At 57.9% G+C, this 6,227-nt stretch carries 6 protein-coding genes; all 6 read right to left on the bottom strand.

Translation table 11 applies throughout. The features are described from left to right. A partial coding sequence (locus ACIREA_RS24225) for a tetratricopeptide repeat protein (RefSeq protein ID WP_397384912.1) occupies positions 1-657 on the bottom strand: 657 nt, incomplete at its 3' end. 27 nt (positions 658-684) lie between these two features. Continuing rightward, positions 685-1,119 carry an NYN domain-containing protein gene (locus ACIREA_RS24220; protein ID WP_397384911.1) on the bottom strand — a complete coding sequence of 145 codons (435 nt, stop codon included), beginning with the start codon at positions 1,117-1,119 and terminating at the stop codon, positions 685-687. A 94-nt stretch (positions 1,120-1,213) separates the two neighbouring features. Beyond that, positions 1,214-2,011, bottom strand: coding sequence for a PIG-L deacetylase family protein (locus tag ACIREA_RS24215; RefSeq protein ID WP_397384910.1), 798 nt, complete (start codon positions 2,009-2,011; stop codon positions 1,214-1,216). Between the two features lie 50 nt (positions 2,012-2,061). Further along, entirely contained in the window at positions 2,062-2,955 is an 894-nt protein-coding gene (locus ACIREA_RS24210) for a sugar phosphate isomerase/epimerase family protein (protein ID WP_397384909.1), read from the bottom strand. Positions 2,956-3,111: 156 nt separating this feature from the next. After that, complete coding sequence (locus ACIREA_RS24205; RefSeq protein WP_397384908.1) at positions 3,112-4,026, bottom strand: dihydrodipicolinate synthase family protein; 915 nt, start codon at positions 4,024-4,026, stop codon at positions 3,112-3,114. A gap of 66 nt (positions 4,027-4,092) precedes the next feature. Continuing rightward, positions 4,093-6,227: c-type cytochrome (locus ACIREA_RS24200; protein ID WP_397384907.1), on the bottom strand; the 2,135-nt coding region annotated here is incomplete at its 5' end.

Below are 6,227 nucleotides of genomic sequence, written 5' to 3'. Positions count from 1 at the left end.
CAGTTCCTTGAATGCATCGTAGTACGGATCGCAGCTAGGAGCCTTAAAGACGGCAACGCCGCGCTTCACCCATTCGTTGCCTTTGTTGGGATCGCCCAGGTCAAAGGAGATGGCCGCCTTGCAAAAGTAGTAAGCCGGGGTGTCGTCCATGAAGGTGAAATTTTCAGCGATGATCTGGTCGGCGGCGGGGCGGTGACCGAGCTTCAATTCACACAGCGCCCGTTTGTAATGCACGAGATGTCGGATGACCATGGGCAGCTTGGGGTAGTCCGTGGCAAGCTTGGTGAAGGACTGGAGCGCCGTGGTGAAATCGTGCTTCACAAAGTAGAACTCGGCGAGATTGAACTTGGGCAGCGGGCTTTCTGGCTGGAGCTGCGCGGCTTTTTCAAACTGGGGCAGGGCGAGGTCAAAATCACGACGGCGTGGCGCCAGGTAGATGTCGCCGCGCAGGGCGTAGATGTCGGCGAGGTTGGGGTTGAGTTTCTCGGCTGCATCCAGCTTTTCGAGCGCGTCGGTGTAGCGCTGCTTCACGCGCATGTCGCGGGCTTCCAACAGGAGCTTTTTGACTTCATCGGAAACGGGTGCCTTGGCGGGGGCTTGAGCCATTGAGGCGGAGACGCCAAGCATCAAAAACAAAAGGGGAAGAATCAATCTCATGGGGGAAGGTTAGAACGTGAATGGGAATCAGGCAAGGCGGGCGCGCATGCTGGTTTCGGCACCATCGCACAGGCTGCGGAGGATTTCAGGGCTGAACCACTCGGCTCCAAGTGACAGAATTGTTTCACGCACCATACCGTCGGCGGAAACGACACGCATGGGGCGCTCCGTGATGTATTTGGCCACGAGGCGCTCGATGATGGTGTCCGCCGTGGTGCCTGGATCCGCGTAAATGATTTGAAGGCCCTGGGGCTCGCGCTCCTCATTGGTGCCTTGTCTGGCACCGTCAAACACGACGACCACCTGCATGCAGCTCATGTCCTGAAGATTGCGCAGGCGTTTCAGAAGCTCCGTGCGGGCCAGATGCCGGCGCGAGGCGACCCGATGCTCACGCTTCAGTTCCGGCCAGGCGTGGATGACGCTGTGACCGTCGACAAGCAGGTAGGTCAGCGGAGCGGGCATGGGGCCGAGTTAAAGGTTTAAGCTCAAGTTTTCAAGCCGGGAGCGAGTATGCTGCCAACTTTAAACTTATATCTTAAACCTTCGAACTGGGTGCTCAGACCGGCGTGGCTTTGGCCCGCTCGTATTCCTCATTGATCAGGCAGAGGTCGCCGAGGGCGTCTTTAAGGGGATCGATTTCCTTGGCGCTGAATCCGAGGTGGAGGTGCCTGCGCCAGCCTTCGGCGTATTCGAACCGGCCGGAGAGTCGGCCGATGGCGCGGGAGGATTCGTCCATGCTGATGAGGTAGGAGTCCATGCCCTGACTTACGTCGAGCCAGTGCTTCTGGCTTTCGTGGGCGGCGAGCGATTCGCGCTTGAGGTCGTGAACGCTGGTGGTGTCCACATACTGACCGGCCTGGAGCTTCTGGCGCAGGGGATCGCACTGGCCATGCGGCATGGCGTGATAGACGGTGACGTCGTGCGAGTAGGAAGGGAGATGAGGATCGGTCTGGAAGTTGGGGATGCAGTGTGAAAATGCAGCGGTGACGGCAAGGCGGGAGGCCTGCATGTGATCCTCCATGTAATCCGCGGGCGCATGCGTGAGGACGATGCTGGGCTGGGCCATGCGAACAATGGCAGCGACTTTGCGCAGGTAGGGCACGGAGTAGGTCAGCTCCAGGTCATCGCAGATCGGTGGATAAAACGTGGCGCCGAGGATGCGTGCGGCCTCCTTGCCTTCTTCGAGACGTTTCTGGGTCGTGGTGGGGCCGTCCATCTGTACGGAGCCGCCGTTTCCGGTGCAGAGGTTGACATAATGGATGTCCCAGCCACGCTCTTTGAGCAGAAGCAGGGTTCCGGCGGCGACGAATTCGATGTCGTCAGGATGGGCGAAGATGGCGAGGGCGGAGGGCATTGGGGGAAAATGACGAAATCAGAATGACGAATGTCGGATGATGCGCACGATTACAGCGCGAAGATTTTGTCCATGCGTTCGGTGAGCATCTTGAGGCCATTGGGATTGATGCCACCGCGCTGTTCGCTGATGGCCCAGCCGGTGTAGCCGACGTCATCGAGGGCTTTCATGATGGCGGGCCAGTTGTTGTCGCCTTCGGTGAGGTCGCAGTCGAAGCCTTTGTAGATGCCTTCTTCCTTCATCTTCTTGGTACTGTATTCTTTGACGTGGATGCGGTTGATGCGCTTGCCCAGAACCTTGATCCACTGCTCCGGCCAGCCGAAGCGCAGCACGTTGCCGATGTCGAAATGCCAGCCCACGATGGGATCGCCCACTTCATCGAGATAGCGCACGGCTTCGAGCGGGCTGAGGATGAAGTTGTTCCAGACGTTCTCGATGGAGATCTTCACGCCGAGTTCTTTGGCCAGCGGCACGGCTTTTTTGATCTCAGCGATGGAGCGCGTCCAGGCGACGTCATATGGCACTGTCTCGCTCACCACGCCGGGAACCACGAGAATGGAATCAGCGCCGTAGGCCTTGGCATCGCGCAGGGTGGTGAGCACGCCTTGCAAACCTTCCTCACGAATTTTGGGATCGTCATGGGTGAGCGTCTGCTTCCAATGCGTGTGGCAGCACACGCTGGCGGCTTGCAGGCCGGACTGGCCGAGCGCGTCGATCACTTCCTGCTGATTGAGACCTCCTGCGGGCTCGACGCCTTCATAGCCTGCCTCCTTGGCGAATTTGTATTTCTCAACCAGCGTGCCCTTGATGCCGAGCGTGCCGCCCATGATGGCCTTGCGCAGCTTGCGGGCGGGTTTGGCGGCTTCTTGAGCAGTGATGCTGCCGGAAGCGGCAAGGAGAGCGGTGGTGGAAAGAGACTGGATGAAGTGACGGCGTGAAGTCATGGTGTGAGAATACGCATATCCATGGCGTGAGTTGTCACAAACCGTCAATACAAACTTCCCGCATTAGGCAATGCCTAATGCGGGAAGTGAAGTGCTCTGTTGAAGCAATGGTCAGCCGTGGCTTGAAGCCACTGACTGCTATTGCAAACTCCCGGCTCAGCCATTCTTCGCCAGCAGTGCCTTGGCAGCTTTTTCGATCTTCGGCAGCAGGTTGGCTGGAAGTTCGGTGAGCAGTGGCAGCACGGGGCCGGTCTGGGCCACGCCGGAGAGTTCGACGGCGTGATGCAGAACGAGGATGGGGCTGTGGGCATTGCGCAGATCTTCGAGGGCGACGAATTCCTCGCGGATTGCTTCGGCGGTGTCCCAGTCTTTCTTCAAGATGGCCTGAAGCAGGGCGGTGGAGCGGGAAGGGGCGATGCAGACGCAGCCTGCGGTGAAACCGGTGACGCCGAAGTCACGCAGATGGATGATGGATGGCTGCTCGCCGATGCCGCTGACGATGAGCTTGGTGTCCACCAGCTTGATGAGCTTCTTGAGATAGGGGTCCTTCTTTGGATCAGGTTCGACGATGGCGTATTTGATCCAGGAGATCAGACCGTCATTGACGAGTTCGGCGGCAAGTTCAGGGGTGATGTAGGAACCGTCCTTGATGTAAAGAACGGCCTTGATGCCGGACTTCTCCACGAAATGGCGAATGGCAGTGGCGACACCGGCGGGCTTGGAGGGGAAGAGCGTGGGCAGCAGCATCGCGGTGGGGAAAGCGAACTCGCTTAGAATCTTAGCCTGATCCATCGCAGTGCCATACATGGGGCCAACGGAGGGGACGATCCACATGTCCTCAGGTGCCACATCGACGAGCATCTTCAGCAGGGAGTGGTACTCACTCGGGGCGATGTTGTAGAGATTGGCATTACCACCATACAGCAGCGTGCGGATGCCGCCTTTGTACATGTGCTTGATCAGGCGGCTGTTTTGGGACTTGGCCAATGACAGATCTTTGTTCCGGCAAAGTGGCGGCACGGCGATGACGGAGGACTGCAGATCTTCAAAGGTAACGGGGGTGGTCTTCATGATAAGTTTACAGGAGCGCAGACAGCGCCGCCTGCAAAGAAAAACCGGTTCAGTTTTAGGGGAGGTTTACTGTCCCTCAATGAAGCTAAGAAGATCAGCCATGTCTGCAACGCTCATGCCGGTTTCCAGACCTTCCGGCATCAGGCTCTGCCCAGTGGAGCTGCTGCCTTTGATCTCCGAACGCTGGAGTGTCTTTTCGATGCCGCCCATCATCTTGAGTGACATGCTTGATGCGGTATCATTCGTAATAATTCCAGCCAGTGTCTGGCCGTCCTTCGTATTGACCGTATAAGCGATGAACTGAGAGGCAACCTCCTTGTGGGGTTCCAAAATCGCCGTAAGCAATGCCTCGCGGCCCTTAGTTTTTACCGTAATAAGATCCGGGCCCACCTGCAATCCCATGGTTCCTGCGCGATGGCAGGCCACACAACGTGCCATGTATTGTAGCTGGCCTTTCTTGGCATCTCCTTGTGCTGCGATGGCAGGTTTGAACTTCGCGGTCACCTCCTCACGCGATGGCGGGATGACGGAGGCCAGCGCTGTTTTTGCCGAGGCGGCGACTTTGGGGGACTTGTGTTTGAGGAGAGCTTGGACTTGGGAAGCGGAGAACTCTGTCGCTTTGACCGCGCCCGATTCCAGCAAGGCCAGGGCGCGGTCTTCGCGGGCGAGGAGGGCTTCGAGAGCGGCTTCTTTGGCTTTGGGGCCATATGCTGCCCAACCCGCGATGAGTGACTCTGTTATCGCCGGCGAGTTGCCTTGGGACAGCGTGTGGATGGCGGCTGATTGTATTGCGTCTGGCTGGCCTTGCGCGAGGCATTGCGTCAGGGCATCAGTGGCTTCTTTGGCGGATGTGAGGCCGAGGAGTTTGATGGCTTCGAGGCGGGTACCTTCGGATGCCTTAGGATCTGCGACAATCATAGCGGCTTTGGTGAAGACAGGCGTTAGTTTGCCTTCAACATCGGCTTTCTCCAATGATGATCCTGCCTGACGAAAACCCTTGGCCAGTGCGGCCACGCGTTCAGGGCTCGAATGGTCAGCCACTAGCGCGACCAGCCTTGCAGGAGTCCATTTTCGTGGATCTTCAATAAACCACTGCTGGGGCAGATTGATGGATGAGGCTGATGCCTGCAACGTTTTGACGAAGGCTGGCTCAGGCAGCAATAGATCACCCATGTCAAATGCCAAAACTCCTAGCAGCAGAAGGGAAGCGTCAGGAGACGATGACAAAAAGGCGTCCAATATCTTAGCGTCCGACTCTACTGAGTTATTCCCATGAAGCACAGCAAGGGGATATTCTCCCATTTTCGCCAGCTTATCATCATAAGTCATCTTTGCCGGATCGAATGTCCTAATGCTCGCATAAACTTTTGCGGCACTTAAAGCGAGCTGATAGCGCACTGTCGGTTTTTGCGCTTGAGAGGTATGACAGCAGGTGCCCCAGGCTTTGATCAAGTCTTCATGAGGCACTTTTTTTGCGTCAAAAAATTGTTCACTCAATCGGATGCCTGAAATAACCACCTGCTCATTCGCATCCTGCATAGCCAGGACCACATGGGCTTCGTTCAATGCACCCAAGCCCTGCAACGCCCCAAGCGCATGCAGCTTCGCCAACGCATTATCCCCGCTTAGCACCTTCTCCAGCAGCGGCACCGCTGCCTTGTCCTTGCGCTCAAATAGCAGGCGCTGGGCGGTGTCGCGATGCCAGCCGTTGGGGTGGCCGAGGGTCTTGACGAGTTCTTCGGTGCTGGCTTTGTCCAGGGCCACCTTTTGGCCGATGCGCTCGGCACCTTTGTCTGGAACGATGCGGTAGATGCGGCCGCGGTCGTTGCCGTTGTTGAGGTCGATGTGTTTTTTGATCTCGTCGGGGATGCTCCAGGGGTGCTCGATGACTTCGCGATACATGTCGCAGATGTGCAGGCAGCCGTCGGGGGCGTTGGCGAAGTTCACCACGCGCACCCAGGTGTCCTTGCTGGCGGCGAATTCGAAGCCATGCTCGTCGGCGGGGCGTTCGCCGATGAGGCTGATGCCGTCCGCGCTGGGCTTGATGATCTTGCGATGCACGAGCTGTCCGCCTGCATCTCCGGTGAAGCTGTTGTTCACGAAGTCGGGGCCGTAGGCATCGCCGCGATAGATGGTGGTGCCGGTGGCGCCGGTGAAGTAGCCGCTTACGCGTCCGCCGCCTTCCACCGCGCCCTTCACCA

Origin of the sequence: Prosthecobacter sp. (genome assembly GCF_044373815.1) — a bacterium.
Classification (GTDB): Bacteria; Verrucomicrobiota; Verrucomicrobiia; order Verrucomicrobiales; family Verrucomicrobiaceae; genus Prosthecobacter.
The sequence above is the reverse complement of the archived record's forward strand: the minus strand, read 5'-3'. Positions and strand labels throughout refer to the sequence as shown.

What these genes read in the sequence shown, in the direction of transcription:
- ACIREA_RS24205 (WP_397384908.1), bottom strand. Translation starts at nt 4,026, where the DNA reads ATGAAGACCACCCCCGTTACCTTTGAAGATCTGCAGTCCTCCGTCATC.
- ACIREA_RS24220 (WP_397384911.1), bottom strand. Translation starts at nt 1,119, where the DNA reads ATGCCCGCTCCGCTGACCTACCTGCTTGTCGACGGTCACAGCGTCATC.
- ACIREA_RS24215 (WP_397384910.1), bottom strand. Translation starts at nt 2,011, where the DNA reads ATGCCCTCCGCCCTCGCCATCTTCGCCCATCCTGACGACATCGAATTC.
- ACIREA_RS24210 (WP_397384909.1), bottom strand. Translation starts at nt 2,955, where the DNA reads ATGACTTCACGCCGTCACTTCATCCAGTCTCTTTCCACCACCGCTCTC.